The 19824-nt window shown below is 49.7% G+C and carries 34 protein-coding genes; 28 read left to right on the top strand and 6 right to left on the bottom strand.

Annotated features, from left to right (window positions below; all coding sequences use genetic code 11):
- Positions 1-3: 3 nt before the first annotated feature.
- From rplP to DZE2538_RS17455, 22 genes are all read left to right on the top strand, one after another.
- Entirely contained in the window at positions 4-414 is a 411-nt protein-coding gene (rplP, locus tag DZE2538_RS17555; RefSeq protein WP_012768106.1) for a 50S ribosomal protein L16, read from the top strand.
- Positions 414-605, top strand: a complete 192-nt coding sequence (rpmC, locus tag DZE2538_RS17550; protein WP_012764048.1) for a 50S ribosomal protein L29 — start codon at positions 414-416, stop codon at positions 603-605. The genes rplP and rpmC overlap by 1 nt, the downstream gene beginning before the upstream one ends.
- The gene (rpsQ, locus tag DZE2538_RS17545) at positions 605-859 is read left to right on the top strand and encodes a 30S ribosomal protein S17 (protein WP_012768107.1); all 255 of its coding nucleotides are present in this window, start codon (positions 605-607) and stop codon (positions 857-859) included. The genes rpmC and rpsQ overlap by 1 nt, the downstream gene beginning before the upstream one ends.
- Positions 860-1024: 165 nt before the next feature.
- A complete protein-coding gene (gene rplN, locus DZE2538_RS17540) occupies positions 1025-1396 on the top strand; it encodes a 50S ribosomal protein L14 (RefSeq protein WP_012768108.1) in 372 nt (123 codons plus the stop codon).
- Between the two features lie 10 nt (positions 1397-1406).
- Complete coding sequence (gene rplX / locus DZE2538_RS17535; RefSeq protein ID WP_012768109.1) at positions 1407-1721, top strand: 50S ribosomal protein L24; 315 nt, start codon at positions 1407-1409, stop codon at positions 1719-1721.
- Between the two features lie 14 nt (positions 1722-1735).
- Positions 1736-2275, top strand: a complete 540-nt coding sequence (gene rplE, locus DZE2538_RS17530) for a 50S ribosomal protein L5 (protein WP_012768110.1) — start codon at positions 1736-1738, stop codon at positions 2273-2275.
- Between the two features lie 13 nt (positions 2276-2288).
- Positions 2289-2594: a 30S ribosomal protein S14 gene (rpsN, locus tag DZE2538_RS17525; protein WP_012768111.1), complete on the top strand. Its 306-nt coding sequence runs from the start codon at positions 2289-2291 to the stop codon at positions 2592-2594.
- A gap of 33 nt (positions 2595-2627) precedes the next feature.
- Positions 2628-3020, top strand: coding sequence for a 30S ribosomal protein S8 (gene rpsH, locus DZE2538_RS17520; RefSeq protein WP_012768112.1), 393 nt, complete (start codon positions 2628-2630; stop codon positions 3018-3020).
- A gap of 13 nt (positions 3021-3033) precedes the next feature.
- Positions 3034-3567 carry a 50S ribosomal protein L6 gene (gene rplF / locus DZE2538_RS17515; RefSeq protein WP_013319697.1) on the top strand — a complete coding sequence of 178 codons (534 nt, stop codon included), beginning with the start codon at positions 3034-3036 and terminating at the stop codon, positions 3565-3567.
- A gap of 9 nt (positions 3568-3576) precedes the next feature.
- The gene (rplR, locus tag DZE2538_RS17510) at positions 3577-3930 is read left to right on the top strand and encodes a 50S ribosomal protein L18 (protein WP_012768114.1); all 354 of its coding nucleotides are present in this window, start codon (positions 3577-3579) and stop codon (positions 3928-3930) included.
- A 14-nt stretch (positions 3931-3944) separates the two neighbouring features.
- Positions 3945-4445, top strand: coding sequence for a 30S ribosomal protein S5 (rpsE, locus tag DZE2538_RS17505; RefSeq protein ID WP_012768115.1), 501 nt, complete (start codon positions 3945-3947; stop codon positions 4443-4445).
- Positions 4446-4451: 6 nt separating this feature from the next.
- Positions 4452-4631: a 50S ribosomal protein L30 gene (rpmD, locus tag DZE2538_RS17500; RefSeq protein ID WP_004846568.1), complete on the top strand. Its 180-nt coding sequence runs from the start codon at positions 4452-4454 to the stop codon at positions 4629-4631.
- A gap of 3 nt (positions 4632-4634) precedes the next feature.
- Positions 4635-5069 (top strand): 50S ribosomal protein L15, encoded by a 435-nt coding sequence (rplO, locus tag DZE2538_RS17495; RefSeq protein ID WP_012886341.1) that lies wholly within the window; start codon positions 4635-4637, stop codon positions 5067-5069.
- A gap of 7 nt (positions 5070-5076) precedes the next feature.
- Positions 5077-6408, top strand: a complete 1332-nt coding sequence (gene secY / locus DZE2538_RS17490; RefSeq protein ID WP_012886340.1) for a preprotein translocase subunit SecY — start codon at positions 5077-5079, stop codon at positions 6406-6408.
- Positions 6409-6441: 33 nt separating this feature from the next.
- Positions 6442-6558 (top strand): 50S ribosomal protein L36, encoded by a 117-nt coding sequence (rpmJ, locus tag DZE2538_RS20540; protein WP_002227352.1) that lies wholly within the window; start codon positions 6442-6444, stop codon positions 6556-6558.
- 146 nt (positions 6559-6704) lie between these two features.
- Positions 6705-7061 (top strand): 30S ribosomal protein S13, encoded by a 357-nt coding sequence (gene rpsM, locus DZE2538_RS17485; RefSeq protein WP_012768119.1) that lies wholly within the window; start codon positions 6705-6707, stop codon positions 7059-7061.
- 16 nt (positions 7062-7077) lie between these two features.
- Positions 7078-7467, top strand: coding sequence for a 30S ribosomal protein S11 (rpsK, locus tag DZE2538_RS17480; RefSeq protein ID WP_002919257.1), 390 nt, complete (start codon positions 7078-7080; stop codon positions 7465-7467).
- Between the two features lie 30 nt (positions 7468-7497).
- On the top strand, positions 7498-8118 hold the full coding sequence (gene rpsD / locus DZE2538_RS17475; RefSeq protein ID WP_012768120.1) for a 30S ribosomal protein S4: 621 nt from the start codon (positions 7498-7500) through the stop codon (positions 8116-8118).
- Between the two features lie 25 nt (positions 8119-8143).
- Complete coding sequence (locus tag DZE2538_RS17470; RefSeq protein WP_012768121.1) at positions 8144-9133, top strand: DNA-directed RNA polymerase subunit alpha; 990 nt, start codon at positions 8144-8146, stop codon at positions 9131-9133.
- A 40-nt stretch (positions 9134-9173) separates the two neighbouring features.
- Positions 9174-9566 (top strand): 50S ribosomal protein L17, encoded by a 393-nt coding sequence (rplQ, locus tag DZE2538_RS17465; RefSeq protein WP_012768122.1) that lies wholly within the window; start codon positions 9174-9176, stop codon positions 9564-9566.
- Between the two features lie 129 nt (positions 9567-9695).
- A complete protein-coding gene (locus DZE2538_RS17460) occupies positions 9696-10085 on the top strand; it encodes a DnaJ family domain-containing protein (RefSeq protein WP_038916880.1) in 390 nt (129 codons plus the stop codon).
- Between the two features lie 57 nt (positions 10086-10142).
- Positions 10143-10379, top strand: coding sequence for an alternative ribosome-rescue factor A (locus DZE2538_RS17455; RefSeq protein WP_023640866.1), 237 nt, complete (start codon positions 10143-10145; stop codon positions 10377-10379).
- On the opposite strand, the gene mscL is transcribed toward DZE2538_RS17455, so the two are convergent.
- From mscL to def, 5 genes are all read right to left on the bottom strand, one after another.
- Positions 10374-10799 carry a large-conductance mechanosensitive channel protein MscL gene (gene mscL / locus DZE2538_RS17450; RefSeq protein ID WP_038916879.1) on the bottom strand — a complete coding sequence of 142 codons (426 nt, stop codon included), beginning with the start codon at positions 10797-10799 and terminating at the stop codon, positions 10374-10376. The two genes, DZE2538_RS17455 and mscL, sit on opposite strands and share 6 nt — an antisense overlap.
- 105 nt (positions 10800-10904) lie before the next feature.
- On the bottom strand, positions 10905-12281 hold the full coding sequence (gene trkA / locus DZE2538_RS17445) for a Trk system potassium transporter TrkA (RefSeq protein WP_019845206.1): 1377 nt from the start codon (positions 12279-12281) through the stop codon (positions 10905-10907).
- 41 nt (positions 12282-12322) lie between these two features.
- Positions 12323-13618 carry a 16S rRNA (cytosine(967)-C(5))-methyltransferase RsmB gene (gene rsmB / locus DZE2538_RS17440; protein ID WP_038916878.1) on the bottom strand — a complete coding sequence of 432 codons (1296 nt, stop codon included), beginning with the start codon at positions 13616-13618 and terminating at the stop codon, positions 12323-12325.
- A 58-nt stretch (positions 13619-13676) separates the two neighbouring features.
- Positions 13677-14618 (bottom strand): methionyl-tRNA formyltransferase, encoded by a 942-nt coding sequence (gene fmt / locus DZE2538_RS17435; protein WP_023640865.1) that lies wholly within the window; start codon positions 14616-14618, stop codon positions 13677-13679.
- A 37-nt stretch (positions 14619-14655) separates the two neighbouring features.
- A complete protein-coding gene (gene def, locus DZE2538_RS17430) occupies positions 14656-15165 on the bottom strand; it encodes a peptide deformylase (RefSeq protein WP_012886331.1) in 510 nt (169 codons plus the stop codon).
- 112 nt (positions 15166-15277) lie between these two features.
- Here def and dprA point away from each other — a divergent pair, with 112 nt between their 5' ends.
- Genes dprA through DZE2538_RS17400 form a run of 6 tightly spaced genes read left to right on the top strand, consistent with a single transcriptional unit; the run spans position 15278 to position 19104 of the window.
- Positions 15278-16411, top strand: a complete 1134-nt coding sequence (gene dprA, locus DZE2538_RS17425) for a DNA-protecting protein DprA (RefSeq protein ID WP_023640864.1) — start codon at positions 15278-15280, stop codon at positions 16409-16411.
- The gene (locus tag DZE2538_RS17420) at positions 16383-16856 is read left to right on the top strand and encodes a DUF494 family protein (RefSeq protein WP_012886329.1); all 474 of its coding nucleotides are present in this window, start codon (positions 16383-16385) and stop codon (positions 16854-16856) included. The genes dprA and DZE2538_RS17420 overlap by 29 nt, the downstream gene beginning before the upstream one ends.
- A 19-nt stretch (positions 16857-16875) precedes the next feature.
- Positions 16876-17427, top strand: a complete 552-nt coding sequence (locus tag DZE2538_RS17415; RefSeq protein WP_023640863.1) for a DNA topoisomerase family protein — start codon at positions 16876-16878, stop codon at positions 17425-17427.
- A complete protein-coding gene (tsaC, locus tag DZE2538_RS17410) occupies positions 17420-17989 on the top strand; it encodes an L-threonylcarbamoyladenylate synthase type 1 TsaC (protein WP_110372321.1) in 570 nt (189 codons plus the stop codon). The genes DZE2538_RS17415 and tsaC overlap by 8 nt, the downstream gene beginning before the upstream one ends.
- 18 nt (positions 17990-18007) lie before the next feature.
- Complete coding sequence (gene aroE / locus DZE2538_RS17405; protein WP_038914700.1) at positions 18008-18835, top strand: shikimate dehydrogenase; 828 nt, start codon at positions 18008-18010, stop codon at positions 18833-18835.
- Positions 18832-19104 (top strand): DUF1488 family protein, encoded by a 273-nt coding sequence (locus DZE2538_RS17400; RefSeq protein WP_023640860.1) that lies wholly within the window; start codon positions 18832-18834, stop codon positions 19102-19104. The genes aroE and DZE2538_RS17400 overlap by 4 nt, the downstream gene beginning before the upstream one ends.
- Positions 19105-19143: 39 nt before the next feature.
- On the opposite strand, the gene DZE2538_RS17395 is transcribed toward DZE2538_RS17400, so the two are convergent.
- Positions 19144-19689 carry a gamma carbonic anhydrase family protein gene (locus tag DZE2538_RS17395; protein WP_023640859.1) on the bottom strand — a complete coding sequence of 182 codons (546 nt, stop codon included), beginning with the start codon at positions 19687-19689 and terminating at the stop codon, positions 19144-19146.
- Positions 19690-19824: the final 135 nt, after the last annotated feature.

Below are 19824 nucleotides of genomic sequence, written 5' to 3'. Positions count from 1 at the left end.
TGAATGTTACAACCAAAGCGTACAAAATTCCGTAAAGTGCACAAAGGCCGCAACCGTGGTCTGGCTGCAGGTACGGATGTTAGCTTCGGCACTTTCGGTCTGAAAGCTGTTGGCCGCGGTCGCCTGACTGCTCGTCAAATCGAAGCTGCTCGTCGTGCTATGACCCGTGCTGTTAAGCGTCAGGGTAAGATCTGGATCCGTGTATTCCCGGACAAACCGATCACTGAGAAACCGCTTGAAGTGCGTATGGGTAAAGGTAAAGGTAACGTGGAGTATTGGGTTGCCTTGATTCAGCCAGGTAAAGTCCTGTACGAAATGGACGGGGTGCCGGAAGAGTTAGCCCGTGAGGCATTCGAACTGGCAGCAGCGAAACTGCCGATCAAAACCACCTTTGTAACTAAGACGGTGATGTAATGAAAGCAAAAGAGCTGCGTGAAAAGAGCGTTGAAGAGCTGAATACCGAACTGCTCGGACTGCTGCGTGAACAGTTCAATCTGCGCATGCAGGCTGCCAGCGGTCAGCTGCAACAAACTCACCTGTTGAAGCAAGTGCGTCGTAATGTCGCACGCGTTAAGACTTTACTGACTGAGAAGGCGGGTGCGTAATGACCGATAAAATCCGTACTCTGCAAGGTCGTGTCGTTAGTGACAAAATGCAGAAATCTGCCGTTGTTGCTATTGAGCGTTTCGTGAAACACCCGATCTACGGTAAATTCATCAAACGCACGACCAAGCTGCACGTGCATGACGAGAACAACGAATGTGGAATTGGCGACGTGGTTGAAATCCGCGAATGCCGTCCGCTGTCCAAGACCAAATCCTGGACCTTGGTTCGCGTTGTAGAGAAAGCGATTCTGTAATACAGTATTGCCCTTCTCTTGATAATAAACGGCTCTGTAAAGGGCCGTTTATTTTTTCTACCCACAGTCGATAAGTGGTGTTATAATGCTGCGCCCTCGATTCTGGGGTATTAATGACCCGCAAGGGTTCGAAAAGTAGTAGTTGACATTAGCGGAGCACTAAACATGATCCAAGAACAGACTATGCTGAATGTGGCCGATAACTCCGGTGCACGTCGCGTAATGTGTATCAAGGTTCTGGGTGGCTCGCACCGTCGCTACGCAGGCGTCGGCGACATCATCAAAATTACCATTAAGGAAGCAATTCCCCGCGGTAAGGTGAAAAAAGGCGATGTACTGAAGGCGGTAGTGGTGCGCACCAAGAAGGGTGTTCGTCGCCCTGACGGTTCTGTCGTTCGCTTCGATGGTAATGCATGCGTTATTCTGAACAATAACAGCGAGCAACCTATCGGTACGCGTATTTTTGGGCCGGTAACTCGTGAACTGCGTACTGAAAAGTTCATGAAAATTATCTCTCTGGCACCAGAAGTACTCTAAGGAGCGAATCATGGCAGCGAAAATCCGTCGTGATGACGAAGTTATCGTGCTGACCGGCAAAGATAAAGGTAAGCGCGGTAAAGTTAAGAACGTCCTGACTTCTGGTAAGGTCGTTGTTGAAGGTATCAACCTGGTTAAAAAACATCAGAAGCCGGTTCCGGCGCTGAATCAACCAGGCGGCATCGTTGAAAAAGAAGCTGCTATTCAGGTTTCTAACGTTGCAATCTTCAATGCGGCCACCGGCAAGGCGGATCGTGTAGGCTTTAGATTCGAAGACGGCAAAAAAGTCCGTTTCTTCAAGTCTAACAGCGAAACTATCAAGTAATTTGGAGTAGTACGATGGCGAAACTGCATGATTACTACAAAGACGAAGTGGTTAGCAAACTGATGACTCAGTTCAGCTACAATTCTGTCATGCAAGTCCCTCGGGTCGAGAAGATCACCCTGAACATGGGTGTTGGTGAAGCGATCGCTGACAAGAAGCTGCTGGATAACGCCGCAGCTGATTTGACAGCTATCTCCGGTCAAAAACCGTTGATCACCAAAGCACGCAAATCTGTTGCAGGCTTCAAAATCCGCCAGGGCTATCCGATCGGCTGTAAAGTAACTCTGCGTGGCGAACGCATGTGGGAGTTCTTTGAGCGTCTGATTACCATTGCTGTACCGCGTATCCGCGACTTCCGCGGTCTGTCTTCGAAATCATTCGATGGACGTGGTAACTACAGCATGGGTGTGCGTGAGCAGATCATCTTCCCGGAAATCGACTATGACAAGGTCGATCGCGTTCGTGGTTTGGACATTACCATTACCACCACTGCGAAATCCGATGATGAAGGCCGTGCGCTGTTGGCCGCCTTTAACTTCCCGTTCCGCAAGTAAGGTAGGGTTACTAATGGCTAAGCAATCCATGAAAGCACGCGAAGTTAAGCGCGTGAAATTAGCTGATAAATTCTTCGCCAAGCGCGTTGAGCTGAAAGCTATCATCTCCAATGTGAACTCATCCGACGAAGATCGTTGGGATGCTGTTCTCAAGCTGCAGACTCTGCCGCGTGATTCCAGCCCGTCCCGTCAGCGTAACCGCTGCCGCCAGACAGGTCGTCCGCACGCTTTCCTGCGGAAGTTCGGGTTGAGCCGTATCAAGGTCCGTGAAGCCGCCATGCGCGGTGAAATTCCGGGTCTGAAAAAGGCTAGCTGGTAATTGTCACCAATTGAATCACGGGAGTAAAGACAGATGAGCATGCAAGATCCGATCGCGGATATGCTGACCCGTATCCGTAACGGTCAGGCCGCGAACAAAGTTGCGGTCACCATGCCTTCCTCCAAGCTGAAAGTGGCAATTGCCAACGTGCTGAAGGAAGAAGGTTTTATTGAAGATTTTAAAGTTGAAGGCGACACCAAGCCTGAACTGGAACTGACTCTTAAGTATTTCCAGGGCAAGGCTGTTGTAGAAAGCATTCAGCGTATCAGCCGTCCTGGTCTGCGCATCTATAAACGCAAAGATGAGCTGCCGAAAGTTATGGCCGGTTTAGGTATCGCAGTTGTTTCTACCTCTAAAGGTGTGATGACTGATCGTGCAGCTCGCCAGGCTGGTCTTGGTGGCGAGATTATCTGCTACGTAGCTTAATCGGGAGGGAAGAATGTCTCGTGTTGCAAAAGCACCCGTCGTCATTCCTGCCGGCGTAGAGGTAAAACTCAACGGTCAGGATGTTTCGATCAAGGGTAAAAACGGCGAGTTGGTTCGTGAGATCAATGCCGCTGTCGAAGTTAAACAAGCTGATAACGTGCTGACTTTCGCCCCGCGCGAAGGTTTTGCTGATGGCTGGGCTCAGGCCGGTACTACCCGCGCCCTGTTGAACAGCATGGTTATCGGTGTTACCGAAGGCTTCACCAAAAAGCTGCAATTGGTAGGTGTAGGTTATCGTGCAGCCGTGAAAGGTAATGTGGTGAATTTGGCCCTGGGCTTCTCTCACCCGATCGATCACGAACTGCCTGCAGGCATTACTGCTGAATGTCCGTCTCAGACTGAAATCGTACTGAAAGGTGCGGATAAACAGCTGATCGGTCAGGTAGCGGCTGACCTGCGTGCTTACCGTCGTCCTGAGCCTTACAAAGGCAAAGGTGTCCGTTACGCCGATGAAGTCGTGCGTACCAAAGAGGCTAAGAAGAAGTAAGGTAACACTATGGATAAGAAATCAGCTCGTATCCGTCGTGCAACCCGCGCACGTCGCAAAATCCGTGAATTGGGTGCGACTCGTCTGGTGGTACATCGTACCCCCCGGCATATTTATGCGCAGGTTATCGCACCGAACGGTTCTGAAGTCCTGGTAGCCGCTTCTACTGTAGAAAAAGCTATCGCTGAGCAACTGAAGTATACCGGTAACAAAGACGCGGCCGCAGCTGTTGGTAAAGCTGTTGCTGAACGCGCTCTGGAAAAAGGCATCAAGGGTGTGGCCTTTGACCGTTCCGGGTTCCAATATCATGGTCGAGTCCAGGCACTGGCAGATGCTGCCCGTGAAGCTGGCCTTCAGTTCTAAGGTAGAGGTGTAAGATGGCTCACATCGAAAAACAAGCTGGCGAACTGCAGGAAAAGCTGATCGCGGTAAATCGCGTATCTAAAACCGTTAAAGGTGGTCGTATTTTCTCCTTCACAGCACTGACTGTGGTAGGTGATGGTAACGGTCGCGTAGGTTTTGGTTACGGCAAAGCTCGCGAAGTTCCGGCAGCGATCCAGAAAGCGATGGAAAAAGCCCGTCGCAATATGATGAATGTCGCGCTGAACAACGGCACTCTGCAGCACCCGGTTAAAGGTGCACACACAGGTTCTCGTGTGTTCATGCAGCCAGCTTCCGAAGGTACCGGTATCATCGCCGGTGGTGCAATGCGCGCCGTCCTGGAAGTTGCAGGGGTTCACAACGTATTGGCTAAGGCCTATGGTTCCACAAACCCGATTAACGTGGTTCGTGCAACTATCGACGGCTTGGCTAACATGAAGTCCCCGGAAATGGTCGCTGCCAAGCGTGGTAAATCCGTTGAAGACATTCTGGGGTAATTGACCATGGCAAAGACTATTAAAATTACTCAAACCCGTAGTGCAATCGGTCGTCTGCCGAAACATAAGGCAACGCTGCTTGGCCTGGGTCTGCGTCGTATTGGTCACACCGTTGAGCGCGAGGATACTCCTGCTGTTCGCGGTATGGTCAACGCGGTTTCCTACATGGTTAAAGTGGAGGAGTAACAGATGCGTTTGAATACTCTGTCTCCGGCCGAAGGCTCTAAACACGCGCCGAAGCGCTTAGGTCGCGGTATTGGTTCCGGCCTCGGTAAGACTGGTGGTCGCGGCGTCAAAGGTCAGAACTCTCGTTCTGGCGGTGGCGTACGTCGTGGCTTCGAAGGCGGTCAGATGCCTTTGTATCGTCGTCTGCCGAAGTTCGGCTTCACTTCTCGCAAAGCGATGATTACAGCGGAAATCCGTCTGTCTGATCTGGCTCGTGTGGAAGGCGATGTTGTTGATCTGAATACGCTGAAAGCTGCTAACGTCATCGGCGTTCAGATTGAATTCGCGAAAGTGATTCTGTCTGGCGAAGTTGCACGTCCGGTAACGATTCGTGGTCTGCGCGTCACCAAAGGCGCTCGTGCTGCTATCGAAGCTGCTGGCGGCAAAATTGAGGAATAAGTAGCAGATGGCTAAACAACCAGGATTAGATTTTCAAAGTGCTAAAGGCGGAGTTGGCGAACTGAAACGCAGACTGTTGTTTGTTATCGGTGCGTTGATTGTTTTCCGTATTGGCTCTTTTATTCCCATTCCTGGTATTGATGCCACTGTGCTTGCCAAATTGCTCGAACAACAGCGTGGCACCATCATTGAAATGTTTAACATGTTCTCTGGTGGTGCTTTAAGCCGCGCTTCAATTTTCGCACTGGGAATTATGCCGTATATTTCGGCATCCATCATCATTCAGTTGTTGACGGTGGTTCATCCCGCATTGGCGGAAATTAAGAAGGAAGGGGAAGCTGGCCGACGTAAAATCAGCCAGTACACCCGCTACGGCACTTTGGTGTTGGGGATATTTCAGTCAATCGGTATTGCTACCGGTTTACCGAATATGCCTGGAATGCAAGGTCTGGTAATTAATCCAGGCTTTGCGTTTTATTTCACCGCTGTTGTCAGTCTGGTCACAGGGACTATGTTCCTGATGTGGCTGGGCGAGCAGATTACTGAACGCGGTATCGGTAACGGTATCTCAATCATAATCTTTGCAGGTATTGTTGCGGGTTTACCGCCGGCTATTGGCCATACCATCGAGCAAGCGCGGCAAGGCGATCTGCACTTCCTCCTGTTGCTGTTGGTTGCAGTGCTGGTATTCGCTGTAACGTTCTTTGTGGTGTTTATCGAGCGCGGTCAACGTCGTATCGTTGTTAACTACGCCAAACGCCAGCAAGGACGTCGCGTATATGCAGCACAGAGTACACATTTACCACTGAAGGTGAATATGGCCGGTGTTATTCCAGCTATCTTTGCTTCCAGTATTATTCTGTTCCCGGCGACGATAGCATCGTGGTTTGGGGGCGGTACCGGTTGGAACTGGCTGACGACTATTTCGCTGTATCTGCAGCCTGGGCAACCGCTTTATGTGTTACTCTATGCATCTGCAATCATCTTCTTCTGTTTCTTCTATACCGCGTTGGTGTTTAACCCGCGTGAAACAGCAGATAACCTGAAGAAGTCCGGTGCATTCGTGCCAGGAATTCGTCCGGGAGAGCAAACGGCGAAGTATATTGATAAAGTAATGACCCGCCTGACGTTAGTTGGTGCGATGTATATTACCTTTATCTGCCTCATCCCGGAGTTCATGCGTGACGCAATGAAAGTGCCGTTCTATTTCGGTGGGACGTCATTACTGATCGTTGTTGTTGTGATCATGGACTTTATGGCTCAAGTGCAAACGCTGCTGATGTCAAGTCAGTACGAGTCTGCATTGAAGAAGGCGAACCTGAAAGGCTATAGCCGCTGATTAGGTTAGCTTGAGAAGTTACGGAGAGTAAAAATGAAAGTTCGTGCTTCCGTCAAGAAATTATGTCGTAACTGTAAGATTGTTAAGCGTAACGGCGTCGTTCGCGTTATCTGCAGTGCCGAACCGAAGCATAAACAGCGCCAAGGCTGATTATCTCGCATATTTTTCTTGCAAAGTTGGATTGAGCTGGCTAGATTAGCCAGCCAATCTTTTGTATGTAACTGCAATGTCATTTGAGTATCCTGAAAACGGGCTTTTCAGAATGATATTGCTTTATAAAATTGTAGGAGTGCATAGTGGCCCGTATAGCAGGCATTAACATTCCTGATCATAAACATACCGTAATTGCATTAACTGCTATTTACGGCATTGGTAAAACCCGTTCCAAATCTATCTGTGCTGCAACGGGTATTGCTGAAGATGTTAAGATCAGTGAGCTGTCTGAAGAGCAAATCGATAAGCTGCGTGACGAAGTTGCCAAGTTTGTTGTAGAAGGCGACCTGCGTCGTGAAATCACCCTGAGCATCAAGCGCCTGATGGACCTTGGTACTTATCGTGGTTTGCGTCACCGTCGTGGTCTGCCGGTTCGCGGTCAGCGTACCAAGACTAACGCCCGTACCCGTAAGGGTCCGCGCAAACCGATCAAGAAATAATCGGGGTGATTGAATAATGGCAAAGGCACCTATTCGTGCACGTAAGCGTGTAAGAAAGCAAGTCTCTGACGGTGTGGCTCATATCCATGCTTCTTTCAACAACACCATCGTTACCATTACCGATCGTCAGGGTAATGCGTTGGGTTGGGCAACTGCCGGTGGTTCCGGTTTCCGTGGTTCTCGTAAATCCACTCCGTTCGCCGCTCAGGTAGCAGCAGAGCGCTGCGCTGAAGCTGTGAAAGAGTACGGTATCAAGAATCTGGAAGTTATGGTTAAAGGACCTGGTCCGGGCCGTGAGTCTACTATCCGCGCTCTGAACGCGGCTGGTTTCCGCATCACTAACATTACTGATGTGACTCCGATCCCTCATAACGGTTGTCGTCCGCCGAAAAAGCGTCGCGTGTAACGCCGCTTTTAGGATTGCTGGAGAAAGAAAATGGCAAGATATTTGGGTCCTAAGCTCAAGCTGAGCCGTCGTGAAGGCACCGACCTGTTTCTAAAGTCTGGTGTTCGCGCGATCGATTCCAAGTGTAAAATTGAACAAGCTCCTGGCCAGCACGGCGCACGTAAACCGCGTCTGTCTGACTATGGTGTACAGTTGCGTGAGAAGCAGAAAGTTCGCCGTATCTACGGTGTTCTGGAGCGTCAATTCCGTAACTACTACAAAGAAGCCGCTCGCCTGAAAGGCAATACAGGTGCCAACCTGTTGCAGTTGCTGGAAGGTCGTCTGGACAACGTTGTTTACCGTATGGGATTCGGTGCTACCCGCGCAGAAGCTCGTCAGCTGGTAAGTCACAAAGCTGTTATGGTAAATGGTCGCGTTGTTAACATCGCTTCTTATCAGGTATCTCCGAATGACGTAGTCAGCATCCGCGAGAAAGCGAAAAAGCAGTCTCGTGTTAAGGCCGCTCTGGAGCTGGCTGAACAGCGTGAAAAGCCAACTTGGCTGGAAGTTGATGCTGCCAAGATGGAAGGTGTGTTCAAACGTATTCCTGAACGTACCGATCTGTCTGCGGACATTAATGAACACCTGATCGTCGAGCTTTACTCCAAGTAAAGCTTAGTACCAAAGAGAGGACACAATGCAGGGTTCTGTGACAGAGTTTCTAAAACCGCGCCTGGTAGATATCGAGCAAGTTAGTTCGACGCACGCCAAGGTGACCCTTGAGCCGTTAGAGCGGGGCTTCGGCCATACTCTTGGTAACGCACTGCGCCGTATTCTGCTTTCATCCATGCCTGGTTGCGCGGTGACCGAGGTTGAGATTGATGGTGTACTGCACGAGTACAGCACCAAAGAAGGCGTACAGGAAGATATCCTGGAAATCCTGCTCAACCTGAAAGGGCTGGCGGTGAGAGTTCAAGGCAAAGATGAAGTTATTCTTACCCTGAATAAATCTGGCATTGGCCCTGTGACTGCAGCCGACATCACCCATGATGGTGATGTCGAAATCGTCAAGCCACAGCATGTGATCTGCCATCTGACCGATGAGAATGCATCTATCAATATGCGTATCAAAGTTCAGCGTGGTCGTGGTTATGTGCCGGCGTCTGCCCGTATTCATACGGAAGAAGATGAGCGCCCGATCGGTCGTCTGTTAGTCGACGCTTGCTACAGCCCTGTTGAGCGTATCGCTTACAATGTTGAAGCAGCGCGTGTTGAACAGCGTACTGACCTGGACAAGCTGGTTATCGAAATGGAAACCAATGGTACGATCGATCCTGAAGAGGCGATCCGCCGTGCGGCAACCATTCTGGCTGAACAATTGGAAGCTTTCGTTGACTTACGTGATGTACGTCAGCCGGAAGTGAAAGAAGAGAAACCAGAATTCGATCCGATCCTGCTGCGCCCTGTTGACGATCTTGAATTGACTGTCCGCTCTGCTAACTGCCTTAAGGCAGAAGCTATCCACTACATCGGTGATCTGGTACAGCGTACCGAGGTTGAATTGCTTAAAACGCCTAACCTGGGTAAAAAATCTCTTACTGAGATCAAAGACGTGCTGGCTTCTCGTGGTTTGTCACTGGGCATGCGCCTGGAAAACTGGCCACCGGCAAGCATTGCTGATGAGTAACCGGATCACAGGTTAAGGTTTTACTGAGAAGGATAAGGTCATGCGCCATCGTAAGAGTGGTCGTCAACTGAACCGTAACAGCAGCCATCGCCAGGCTATGTTCCGTAACATGGCTGGTTCTTTGGTTCGTCATGAGATTATCAAGACGACCCTGCCGAAAGCGAAAGAGCTGCGTCGTGTTGTTGAACCGCTGATTACTCTTGCCAAGACCGACAGCGTTGCTAATCGTCGTCTGGCATTTGCCCGCACTCGTGATAACGAGATCGTGGCTAAACTGTTTAACGAACTGGGCCCGCGTTTCGCGAGCCGTGCTGGTGGTTACACTCGTATTCTGAAGTGTGGCTTCCGTGCTGGTGACAATGCGCCGATGGCATACATCGAGCTCGTTGATCGCGCAGTTTCTCAGACAGAAGAAGTTGCTGCTGCAGAGTAATTTGCACTAGCGTAAAAAAGCCGGGGAAACCCGGTTTTTTTACGTCCTTATTTTAGCCCTCCCCGCCGCTGTTCGAGTGCTTTTCAATCCACTATCATATGAATAAAATCTCGAGTATGAGGTTGTGTTATGTTTCCTATTGATGAATGGGCTGAGCGCCATATACTCGAAGCACAAAAGCGCGGAGAATTGGATCATTTATCGGGAAGCGGTAAGCCGCTTCAATTGGATGATAATAGCGCCGTCCCTAGTGAGTTGCGCAGCGCATACCACTTGATGAAGAATTCTGGTTTTTTACCACCGGAGTTATCAACTCGTAAGGACGCGTTGACACTGGCAGATTTACTGCTCACTACTGACCCTGCATCAAACGAGTATGTTGAGTTATCCCGGCAGCTCAGAGCGCTTGAATTGCGTTTACAGCTTTCAGGCGTCAACACGGATTTTTTAAAAATGTCTTATCGGCATCAACTGATGAGCCGGTTTGAGAAGAGGTTACACCCTGAGAAAGACGACTGACCTGTCGTTATAATACGGTGTCCTTGCCAATGTTATGTCTATCAAATGAGGTAATTTATGTCGAGCTATCGCCATACTAAAGGTCGAATAACCGATAATGCACTCGAAGCATTACTGCATGACCCCTTGTTTCGCCAACGTGTCGAGCAAAATGCTAAAGGTAAAGGAAGTTATCGGCGCAAAGAGAAACATCAGAAAGCACAGAGTAAAAATTGGGAGGCCAGTGGTAAGAGCAATAACACTTTTACCACTGGCCTTCTGATTTGCTGTTTCAGTTATCAAGATCAGTTATGAATTTTTAGACTGGCTATCAATCTGCTGTTTGAGCAGATCTCTTATTTCTGTCAGGAGTGTTTCTTCCGCGGTGATTTTCGGTGGGGTATTCGGTTGTTCCTGTTGAGTGCGGCGTAATTTGTTCATCAGTTTTATGGCCATAAAAATGGCGAAGGCCATGATAACAAAATCAAAAATATTCTGAATGAATGTACCGTAGTTTATGCTGACGGCAGCAAGGTTGCCCTGAGCTTCTCGTAAAACCCAATGGAACTGCTTGAAATCGACACCGCCTATCAATAACCCCAATGGCGGCATAATAATGTCCGATACCAGCGACGATACGATTTTCCCAAATGCCGCACCAATAATGACCCCTACAGCCAGGTCAACAACATTGCCGCGCATGGCGAATTCACGAAACTCTTTTATCAGACTCATTGCATTATCTCCTGTTAAACCCTTTTAATTCTAACAAGTGATAAAGAAATTACCAAAATGGCATATGACATAGGGCGCGGGTTAACACGCCCTGAGGAAAGGTGGTCAGAGGAAGAACGGACTGGGTTGGAATAAACGCTCAACGTCAGAAATATATTTCTTATCAGTCAGAAACATGATGACGTGATCGCCCTGCTCAATCTGTAAATTATTATTAGCAATGATCACATCGTCGCCACGTACAATGGCACCAATAATTGTTCCAGGCGGGAGTTTGATATCAGCGATCATGCGACCGACTACTTTCGATGTCCCCTCATCGCCATGCGCAATGGCTTCAATGGCTTCCGCCACTCCACGTCGTAGTGATGAAACACTGACGATATCTGCTTTGCGGACATGCCCCAACAGAGCAGAGATCGTTGCCTGCTGTGGTGATATAGCCACATCAATGACACTTCCCTGAACCAGGTCGACGTAGGCTCGACGTTGGATCAAGACCATTGCTTTCTTCGCCCCCATTCGCTTGGCCAACATAGCTGACATGATATTGGCTTCATCATCATTGGTGATGGCGATAAATACGTCGATTTGCTCGACATGTTCCTGAGCCAGTAATTCCTGGTCCGAGGCATCACCATGGAAAACAATGGTATTTTGTAAACGCTCAGCCAGTTCCGCAGCCCGAAGTGCATCGCGTTCTATCAGTTTAACGCTATAGTCTTTCTCCAGTTTACGAGCAAGGCCTGCACCTACATTTCCCCCGCCAACAATCATGATGCGTTTATAGGGCTTCTCAAGACGCTGCATTTCACTCATGACGGCCCGAATATGTTGTGAAGCAGCAATAAAGAATACTTCATCTCCCGCTTCAATAACGGTTGAGCCTTGTGGGCGAATAGGGCGGTCATGTCGAAAAATTGCGGCAACCCGGGTTTCAATATGAGGCATATGATCGCGCATTGTCGCGATGGCATTCCCTACCAGAGGCCCGCCATAATATGCGTTTACCGCAGCAATACTGACTTTTCCTTCGGCGAAATTGACGACCTGCAATGCCCCCGGATACTCGATTAATTTGTAGATATTATCGATGACCAGCTGTTCCGGCGAAATAAGATGGTCGATGGGGACTGCTTCAGACTGGAATAACTGCTCTGACTCGCGGATATACTCTGATGCACGGATTCGGGCGATACGGTTAGGGGTATTAAACAGCGAATAAGCGACCTGACAGGCGATCATGTTGGTTTCATCTGAGTTGGTTACGGCTATCAACATATCCGCGTCTTCTGCTCCAGCTTCGCGCAACACGCGTGGATGAGAGGCATAACCTGTAACCACGCGCAGGTCGAATTTGTCCTGAAGCTGGCGTAACCGAGTGGTATTGGTGTCCACAACCGTAATATCGTTGTTTTCACCCGACAAATTTTCCGCCAGCGTTCCGCCAACCTGACCTGCACCAAGAATAATTATCTTCATCGTCATTTCTGCCGTGTCTGTTCCCGTTGGGGAGCTGTGGACTATTGCCCGCTTTTTACCAGCTTCGCATAAAAGAAACCATCGCCATCTTCCGCCTCAGGCAACATTTGTATCCCTGGTGAGGCTGGGGTTCCGGTATCGACCAGCATCGCGTCGGCGTGTCGTTGCAGGAAATCTGCTATTTGTTGGCAATTCTCTTCCGGTAATACTGAACAAGTGGCATAAACCAGCGTGCCACCGGTTTTCAGTCGCGGCCAGATAGCTTCCAGAATCGTGTTTTGTAGCGATGCCAGTTCGGCGATATCGCTATCCCGACGTAGCCATTTGATATCTGGGTGGCGACGAATGACACCGGTAGCAGAGCAGGGTGCGTCGAGTAAAATGCGGTCAAAACACTTATCACCGCACCACTGTGCAGGTGTTCTGCCATCACCACATTTGACTTCGGCATGCAGATTAAGCCGCTGCAAATTTTCTCTGACTCGTTTCAAGCGTTGTTCATCAACATCAACGGCCAGTACGCGGGCATGAGGTGCAGCTTCAAGTATATGTGTTGTTTTGCCGCCGGGTGCGGCACAGAGGTCGAGAATATCCTCGTGGTCTTGTGGTGATAGCCAGTGGATACAGCCCTGTGCAGAAGCATCTTGTACGGTCACAAACCCTTGTTCAAAGCCCGGCAATAAACTGACAGCACAAGGCGTGCTCAGTCTGATGGCATCTGGATAGTGTGCGTGAGGATGAGCCTCAATCCCTTTTTCCTGTAATAACGCCAGATATGCTTCACGGGTATGATGACGGCGATTGACCCTTAACCACATCGGAGGATGTTGATTGTTGGCGTCGATAATCCGTTCCCACTGACTGGGGTAGGCTTTTTTCAGTCGTTGTAGCAGCCAGTCGGGGTGCGAATAACGTGCTGGGTTGTTCTGTAACCGCTGCTGCAGCGCCTCCTGCTCGCGTTGAAATTGGCGTAATACGCCATTAATCAGCCCTTTTAATTGCGGACGTTTCAGGGCTACTGCGCCATTCACTGTTTCTGCCAGAGCGGCATGAGGGGGAATGCGGGTATGGATGAGCTGGTAAAGGCCAACCATTAGCAGATAATGCAGAACTTTCTGTTTGCCGGTAAGCGGTTTTGTCATCAGTTGACGAAGATACCAGTCCAACTGCGGTAATACGCGCAATACACCAAAGCAGATCTCTTGCAGCAGGCCGCGATCTCTTTCACTGATGTCACGTTGGAGCGCAGGCAGTAATTGACTAAGTGATTGCCCTTGTTCTACAACCTGTACAAGGGTGGTGGCGGCAATACTGCGAAGATTGTATGTGCTTTTCATCGGCTCAGAAGAATAGGGGAATAATGGTGGTACCGACTAGTCTGTCGGCACCGTAGTATCAGGCTAATGTGTTGCCTGGGATGAACCATTCACGACGCGAATTCAGCAAGTCCTGTGCCGACATGGCTTTTTTGCCTGATGGCTGAAGCATTTGAATATTTAATATGCCGTTAGCGGTGGCGACTCTGATGCCTTCTTTATCGGCTGCAAGCACCGTTCCTGGCTGTTGTTGGTGCTGAGTATCTAGCGCCTGTGCTTTCCAGACTTTTACTGGCTGTTCCTCAACCAGAAAATAGCTGACGGGCCAAGGGTTGAAAGCCCGAATACAACGTTCCAGTTGCTCTGCAGACAATTGCCAGTCTAATCGCGCTTCTTCTTTGCTTAACTTTTCTGCGTAGGTTGCCAGGCTGTCATCCTGCACTTGTGCTGTGACCTGAGATGAAGACAGCTGCGCCAGAGTTTCCATCAGCCCTTGTGGGCCAAGCTTCGCCAGTTTGTCGTAGAGTGTGGCACTGGTGTCATCTGGCAAAATAGCACATTCGATTTTATGAAGCATGGCGCCAGTATCTAATCCGGCATCCATTTGCATGATCGTGATGCCAGTCAGGCTGTCACCAGCCCAAAGCGCACGTTGTATCGGTGCGGCCCCACGCCAGCGTGGCAATAGTGACCCATGAACGTTGATGCATCCCAACCGGGGCATATCCAGAACCGCTTGTGGCAGGATAAGGCCATAGGCAACTACGACCATCACGTCAGCGTTGAGTCCTGCCACGACTTGCTGGTTTTCGCTGGGGCGTAATGATTTGGGTTGGAATACCTGGATGCCATGCTGCTCGGCCAACACCTTGACCGGGCTGGAGGTCAGTTTATTACCACGCCCTGCCGGGCGGTCAGGCTGGGTAAAGACACCGACAATCTCATGCTCCGAGGATAACAGCGCAGCAAGGTGCTGCGCGGCGAAATCGGGCGTTCCTGCGAAAATAATGCGTAATGACACGTAGTTTCCTGTCTGGATATAGGTTTACGATACTGTTTTATGCCTTGCTGTTTTGCCGGGCTAATTTCTCCAACTTTTGGCGAATGCGCTGGCGCTTCAGCGGCGACAGATAGTCGACAAACAGCTTACCAACCAAATGATCCATTTCATGTTGGATACAAATTGCCAGCAATCCGTCAGCATCAAGTTCAAAAGGTTTTCCTTCACGGTCTAGCGCACGCACTTTGACGTGCTCAGCCCGAGGAACCAATGCACGGGTTTCTGGAATCGACAAACAACCCTCTTCTATTCCTGTGTCGCCGGATTTTTCCAGCAGTTCCGGGTTGATCAGCACAAGTCGTTGATCCCGTTCTTCGGACACATCAATAACAATGATGCGCTGATGGATATCAACTTGTGTTGCGGCAAGGCCAATACCTTCTTCCTCGTACATGGTATCGAACATATCGTCCACGATACGCTGAATTTCTGCATTAACTTCTTTTACCGGCTTTGCCTGAGTGCGAAGCCGCTCATCGGGAAAATGTAATACTTGCAAGACTGACATATAGGTTTAGATCTGTATTCAGGTGGTTAGAATGCTCCAGTCTTTATTGTAGACATTTCCGGGGGTGATTGACAGCATCACGGCCACAGTAGAGCAGGGTGTGGAGTGGGGTATGATGGATACGGAAATCTGGTTGCGTCTGGCGTCGGTTAAGGGGCTTGGAGCCAAACGCTGTGCGCTAGTGTTCAGCCAATTGCAGGCCGAGAATTCGTATTTGGCCGAACATCTGAAAGCGTTAGGTTTGACGCAAAATCAGACCGAGCAATTTTTCGGCCTGAGCGACTTGGATGTACAGAATACCATCGGCTGGTTGGAAAAGCCGGCCCATCACCTGGTGACATTTGGCAGCGCCAATTATCCTCCACTGCTCAGTAACATTGCTTCTCCCCCGGCATGTTTGTATGTCATTGGAGAGCTAAACCTCCTGTCATCTCCGCAAATCGCGGTGGTGGGTAGCCGTAACAATAGTGCTTATGGCGAACAGTGGGGACATTTCTTTAGCGAACAACTCAGCCAAAATCGTTTGACAGTAACCAGTGGGCTGGCCGTCGGTATTGATGGAATTGCCCATCGAGCCGCTTTACAGGCAGAAGGAAAAACCCTTGCCGTCTTAGGAAGTGGATTACGTCGACTTTACCCCCGCCGACATGTGGCGTTAGCGGATGCCATCGTGGCGCAGGGTGGTGCTCTGGTGTCGGAATTCCCTCTAAATACACCGCCGCTGCCGGTAAACTTTCCTCGCCGTAATCGCATCATCAGTGGATTAAGTCTGGGGGTTCTGGTCGTAGAGGCGTCACTGCGTAGTGGATCGCTGGTGACGGCGCGTTATGCATTGGAACAGAATCGTGAGGTTTTTGCCTTGCCTGGTCCGATCGGCAATCCGATGACGGAGGGTAACCACTGGCTGATACAACAAGGCGCAACTTTGGTTACTCAGCCTCAGGACATTTTTGAACAACTCCATAATGGGCTGCGTTGGTTTGCCGATATTCCCAATGAGGGCGTTCCTGAAATTATTTGTGCGACGGAAGGTGAACTGGAATTGCCATTTGCTGATGTGTTGGCTACCGTAGGAGATGAGGTTACACCTGTTGACGTTGTCGCTGAACGTGCCGGCCAACCTGTGCCAGAGGTGGTGACTAAGTTACTGGATCTGGAGTTAGCAGGGTGGATCGCAGCTGTACCCGGCGGCTATGTCCGTATAAGGAGGGCAGGCCATGTTCGACGTACTCATGTACTTGTTTGAAACTTACATCCACAATGAAACTGAAATGCGTGTCGATCAAGATACGTTGACTGATGACCTCACCCGCGCGGGATTTGATCGTGATGATATCTACAGCGCGTTGGACTGGCTGGAAAAACTGGCTGATCTGCAGGAAGGGCAAACTCCGCCTTTAGCATTGGCCAGTGATCCCCTGGCGTTACGCATCTACACGGCTGAAGAAGAGCAGCGTCTGGATGCAGATTGCCGTGGTTTTCTGCTGTTTCTTGAGCAGATTAAGGTCCTTAATCTGGAAACCCGAGAAATGGTTATTGATCGGGTCATGGCACTTGAGACACAGGATTTTGACCTTGAGGATTTGAAATGGGTCATTTTGATGGTGCTGTTCAATGTGCCTGGCTGTGAAAATGCTTATCAGCAAATGGAAGATTTACTCTTTGAGGCGAATGAAGGGTATTTGCAGTAGTCGGGAATCAGAGTAAATCATGAACAAAGCCGTTATTGCTGACAAGCATCAACAGGTATGTCCTGAATGCGGGGCTGTGCTGATTATCCGTTCCGGGCAGCACGGCCCGTTTCTTGGCTGTTCAAGTTATCCTGAATGTCGTTATATCCGTCCGCTTAAAGCCAATGCTGATGGGCATGTGGTGAAAGTGCTGGATGGTCAATCTTGCCCTTGCTGCCAGTCGACACTGGTGTTACGTCAAGGGCGCTATGGTATGTTCATTGGCTGTAGCAACTATCCTGAATGCGATCATACAGAAGCGATTGATCGCCCGGATGAAACTGCCTTGATATGCCCCCAATGCCATGAAGGCCGATTGCTTCAGCGGAAATCTCGCTACGGCAAGACGTTTTACGCGTGTGAGCGTTACCCCTCTTGTCAATTTTCGCTGAATCATAAGCCGCTCGCAGGGGAGTGTGAGTATTGTCATTATCCATTATTACTCGAGAAGAAAACCGCGCACGGAGTAAGACGCTTTTGCGCCAGTAAATTATGTGGAAAGCCGGTAGAAGAACGTCATAGTGATGAGTAACGTAAATTCTGAAGATTTAGCACTGCTGTTACAGCAATTGCGGGAAGAGCGAGTGATCGCCTACCCAACGGAGGCTGTATTTGGACTCGGATGTGATCCTGACAGTGAGGTGGCGGTAGAGCGCTTGCTGGCGCTAAAACAACGCCCGCGTGAAAAGGGTCTGATTCTGATTGCAGCGAATTTTCAGCAACTGGAATCTTATATTGAGTTCTCTGCCTTGTCTGATGCGCAACGTCAGACGATTTTCGCCACCTGGCCTGGTCCGGTGACCTGGGTGATTCCAGCCAGAGCGGAAACACCGGACTGGTTGACCGGACGTTTTAGTTCGCTGGCGGTGCGAGTGAGTGATCACCCGTTGGTGAAGCAATTGTGTCTGGCATTTGGCAAGCCGCTGGTTTCAACCAGCGCTAACTTGAGCGGTCTGCCGCCTTGTCGTACCGCCAGAGAAGTTACTGCGCAGTTTGGCGAGCGTTTTCCTGTCCTCAATGGGGAAGTTGGCGGTCGTCTGAATCCGTCTGAAATTCGTGATGCTTTGACGGGTGAAATGCTGCGTCAAGGGTAGTAACTACTGGAGAATAAGGTGTCTGCGAGTCAATCTTTTGCTGTTTTTGGTCATCCTATCGCGCATAGCAAATCGCCGCGTATTCATGCGTTGTTTGCAGAGCAAACCGGGATTTCGCTGACATATGAGCGTATTCTCGCCCCATTGGATGGCTTTGAAGATAGTCTGAACGCATTTTTCCAGCATGGTGCATGTGGCGCGAATGTAACGGCCCCATTTAAGGAGCGTGCATGTGCTGCGGTGGACGAGTTGAGTGAACGAGCCCGTTCTGCTGGTGCCGTTAACACGGTTCAAAAGAAAGGTGATGGTTCGCTGTATGGTGATAATACGGATGGTATAGGCCTGTTGAGTGATTTGCAGCAGCATGAGTTTATCCAGCCGCGTAATCGGGTGTTGCTCGTGGGAGCAGGGGGTGCAGCGCGTGGCGTTATTCAGCCTTTGCTTGCGTACGGATGCGAGGTAATCATCGTTAACCGTACATTTTCCAGAGCGGCAGCACTGGCTGAGCATTTCAACTGCTATGGTCAGGTAAGTGCACTGCCGCTAGAAATACCAGATAGTCAGCGTGTTGATGTAATTATTAATGCCACCTCATCAGGTATAGCGGGTGATGTGCCTGATTTACCTGCTTCTCTGATATCTCCCGATGTGTGCTGTTATGACATGTTTTATCAGTCGGAACCGACGCCTTTTTTGAAATGGTGCATCCAGCAAGGGGCGCAACGGTATGTTGACGGTATAGGTATGCTGGTCTGGCAGGCGGCACATGCGTTCAATTTGTGGCACGGTGTCATGCCTGACGTTGTGCCGGTGATCCATAAAATGAAGCAGGAACTGGGGGCATGAATCAGGCGATCCAATTCCCCGACCGGGAGCGGTGGAGTGATCTTGATGAGGCGATCATTTTTCCGGCACTGGTCGGTGGGTTCCAGCGTGAGTGCATCATTAGACAAGATATTTTGCTTGCTCGTTATGGTGACGCACCACCGGAACAGTGGCTGTCACTGTTCCGCGAACATCGTTGGGATTGGGAAGATGAGTTTGAGCGTTTGATCCGTAATGATGAACATGATGAAAAGGGCGCTTTCTGTTTGGGAAATAACCCCATTAATTGAAATAAATCCATTAATTAATGAAAAGCGCCTATGCCTTCTTTACTGAGATGGCTGGTTTAGGTATTCGTCTTTCCAACGCACATAATTGTTGGCTGAATAGTGTAAACCTTCCAGCTCTTGCTCAGTGAGTGGGCGGATCTTTTTAGCTGGACTACCCAGATAAAGGTAGCCTGTCTCCAGTGTCTTCCCAGGTGAAACCAGACTACCCGCTCCAATAATGACGTCATTCTCAACAGTGACGCCATCAAGAAGGATTGATCCCATTCCTACCAGCACACGATTTCCGATGGTGCAGCCATGCAACATAACCTTGTGCCCGACAGTGACATCTTCACCGATGATGAGTGGATTTCCATGTTCGTTCTTTTCTGAACGATGGGTGACATGTAAAACACAACCATCCTGAATGTTGGTTCGAGCGCCAATCTGGATAAAGTTAACATCCCCCCGGATGACGACGAGTGGCCAGATGCTCACATCATCTGCCAGTGTGACTTCCCCGATCACAATACTGGAAGGATCCACCATGACATTTTTACCGATAACAGGGCGCGTTCCTTTAAACGGGCGTAATGTCTCGGACATGTGCCGTATTCTCCTAACGTTAGTGTAATGGATCCCAGATCTTTGATTGATCCGGCGTTATCGCTCAGAAAATAGCGTTGCCTGCACAATAACTCAACGTAAGGGTGGAAAAATGCGCGAACGGAAAAAAAGATT

Origin of the sequence: Dickeya zeae NCPPB 2538 (genome assembly GCF_000406165.1) — a bacterium.
Classification (GTDB): domain Bacteria; phylum Pseudomonadota; class Gammaproteobacteria; order Enterobacterales; family Enterobacteriaceae; genus Dickeya; species Dickeya zeae.
This window is presented reverse-complemented; position numbering and strand designations above follow the sequence as displayed.

What these genes read in the sequence shown, in the direction of transcription:
- rplP (WP_012768106.1), top strand. Translation starts at nt 4, where the DNA reads ATGTTACAACCAAAGCGTACAAAATTCCGTAAAGTGCACAAAGGCCGC.
- rpmC (WP_012764048.1), top strand. Translation starts at nt 414, where the DNA reads ATGAAAGCAAAAGAGCTGCGTGAAAAGAGCGTTGAAGAGCTGAATACC.
- rpsQ (WP_012768107.1), top strand. Translation starts at nt 605, where the DNA reads ATGACCGATAAAATCCGTACTCTGCAAGGTCGTGTCGTTAGTGACAAA.
- rplN (WP_012768108.1), top strand. Translation starts at nt 1,025, where the DNA reads ATGATCCAAGAACAGACTATGCTGAATGTGGCCGATAACTCCGGTGCA.
- rplX (WP_012768109.1), top strand. Translation starts at nt 1,407, where the DNA reads ATGGCAGCGAAAATCCGTCGTGATGACGAAGTTATCGTGCTGACCGGC.
- rplE (WP_012768110.1), top strand. Translation starts at nt 1,736, where the DNA reads ATGGCGAAACTGCATGATTACTACAAAGACGAAGTGGTTAGCAAACTG.
- rpsN (WP_012768111.1), top strand. Translation starts at nt 2,289, where the DNA reads ATGGCTAAGCAATCCATGAAAGCACGCGAAGTTAAGCGCGTGAAATTA.
- rpsH (WP_012768112.1), top strand. Translation starts at nt 2,628, where the DNA reads ATGAGCATGCAAGATCCGATCGCGGATATGCTGACCCGTATCCGTAAC.
- rplF (WP_013319697.1), top strand. Translation starts at nt 3,034, where the DNA reads ATGTCTCGTGTTGCAAAAGCACCCGTCGTCATTCCTGCCGGCGTAGAG.
- rplR (WP_012768114.1), top strand. Translation starts at nt 3,577, where the DNA reads ATGGATAAGAAATCAGCTCGTATCCGTCGTGCAACCCGCGCACGTCGC.
- rpsE (WP_012768115.1), top strand. Translation starts at nt 3,945, where the DNA reads ATGGCTCACATCGAAAAACAAGCTGGCGAACTGCAGGAAAAGCTGATC.
- rpmD (WP_004846568.1), top strand. Translation starts at nt 4,452, where the DNA reads ATGGCAAAGACTATTAAAATTACTCAAACCCGTAGTGCAATCGGTCGT.
- rplO (WP_012886341.1), top strand. Translation starts at nt 4,635, where the DNA reads ATGCGTTTGAATACTCTGTCTCCGGCCGAAGGCTCTAAACACGCGCCG.
- secY (WP_012886340.1), top strand. Translation starts at nt 5,077, where the DNA reads ATGGCTAAACAACCAGGATTAGATTTTCAAAGTGCTAAAGGCGGAGTT.
- rpmJ (WP_002227352.1), top strand. Translation starts at nt 6,442, where the DNA reads ATGAAAGTTCGTGCTTCCGTCAAGAAATTATGTCGTAACTGTAAGATT.
- rpsK (WP_002919257.1), top strand. Translation starts at nt 7,078, where the DNA reads ATGGCAAAGGCACCTATTCGTGCACGTAAGCGTGTAAGAAAGCAAGTC.
- rpsD (WP_012768120.1), top strand. Translation starts at nt 7,498, where the DNA reads ATGGCAAGATATTTGGGTCCTAAGCTCAAGCTGAGCCGTCGTGAAGGC.
- DZE2538_RS17470 (WP_012768121.1), top strand. Translation starts at nt 8,144, where the DNA reads ATGCAGGGTTCTGTGACAGAGTTTCTAAAACCGCGCCTGGTAGATATC.
- rplQ (WP_012768122.1), top strand. Translation starts at nt 9,174, where the DNA reads ATGCGCCATCGTAAGAGTGGTCGTCAACTGAACCGTAACAGCAGCCAT.
- DZE2538_RS17460 (WP_038916880.1), top strand. Translation starts at nt 9,696, where the DNA reads ATGTTTCCTATTGATGAATGGGCTGAGCGCCATATACTCGAAGCACAA.
- DZE2538_RS17455 (WP_023640866.1), top strand. Translation starts at nt 10,143, where the DNA reads ATGTCGAGCTATCGCCATACTAAAGGTCGAATAACCGATAATGCACTC.
- mscL (WP_038916879.1), bottom strand. Translation starts at nt 10,799, where the DNA reads ATGAGTCTGATAAAAGAGTTTCGTGAATTCGCCATGCGCGGCAATGTT.
- trkA (WP_019845206.1), bottom strand. Translation starts at nt 12,281, where the DNA reads ATGAAGATAATTATTCTTGGTGCAGGTCAGGTTGGCGGAACGCTGGCG.
- rsmB (WP_038916878.1), bottom strand. Translation starts at nt 13,618, where the DNA reads ATGAAAAGCACATACAATCTTCGCAGTATTGCCGCCACCACCCTTGTA.
- def (WP_012886331.1), bottom strand. Translation starts at nt 15,165, where the DNA reads ATGTCAGTCTTGCAAGTATTACATTTTCCCGATGAGCGGCTTCGCACT.
- dprA (WP_023640864.1), top strand. Translation starts at nt 15,278, where the DNA reads ATGATGGATACGGAAATCTGGTTGCGTCTGGCGTCGGTTAAGGGGCTT.
- DZE2538_RS17420 (WP_012886329.1), top strand. Translation starts at nt 16,383, where the DNA reads ATGTTCGACGTACTCATGTACTTGTTTGAAACTTACATCCACAATGAA.
- DZE2538_RS17415 (WP_023640863.1), top strand. Translation starts at nt 16,876, where the DNA reads ATGAACAAAGCCGTTATTGCTGACAAGCATCAACAGGTATGTCCTGAA.
- tsaC (WP_110372321.1), top strand. Translation starts at nt 17,420, where the DNA reads ATGAGTAACGTAAATTCTGAAGATTTAGCACTGCTGTTACAGCAATTG.
- DZE2538_RS17400 (WP_023640860.1), top strand. Translation starts at nt 18,832, where the DNA reads ATGAATCAGGCGATCCAATTCCCCGACCGGGAGCGGTGGAGTGATCTT.
- DZE2538_RS17395 (WP_023640859.1), bottom strand. Translation starts at nt 19,689, where the DNA reads ATGTCCGAGACATTACGCCCGTTTAAAGGAACGCGCCCTGTTATCGGT.